This is a genomic window from Kribbella antibiotica (assembly GCF_004349055.1).
GTDB lineage: Bacteria > Actinomycetota > Actinomycetes > Propionibacteriales > Kribbellaceae > Kribbella > Kribbella antibiotica.
On record NZ_SMKX01000343.1, the window covers coordinates 1 to 455 of the forward strand.

Below are 455 nucleotides of genomic sequence, written 5' to 3' on the forward strand. Positions count from 1 at the left end.
CGACCAGTAACGGCGGGACCGTGCAGGGCTTCAACGCCCAGATCGCGGTCACCGACGACCACCTCATCCTGGCCGCCGCGGTGACCCAGGACGGCAACGACTACCACTGCTTCGAACCCATGATGAACGCCGCGGTCACCGCCGTCGAGCACCTCAACCAGCACAGCAAACCCGGTCACCCCCGCGAACTAGGCACGATCCTGGCCGATGCCGGCTACTGGTCCGAGCACAACCTCACCCTGCCCGGACCCGTCCGGCTCATTGCCCCAGGCAACCACCGCGACGTCAACCGTGACGCCCGCGACCAGCCCACCCAAGGACCACCACCACCCGACGCCACCCCCGCCGACCAGATGCAGCACCAGATCCGCACCCCTGAAGGCCACACCACCTACAAACGCCGCTCAGCCACCGTCGAAACCGTCATCGGACACATCAAAGACCAGACCGGCCTG

At 66.8% G+C, this 455-nt stretch carries 1 protein-coding gene; it reads left to right on the forward strand.

What is annotated here, in order from left to right:
* The coding region (locus E1263_RS43095) for a transposase (protein WP_165956954.1) at positions 1-455 on the forward strand (455 nt) is incomplete at both ends.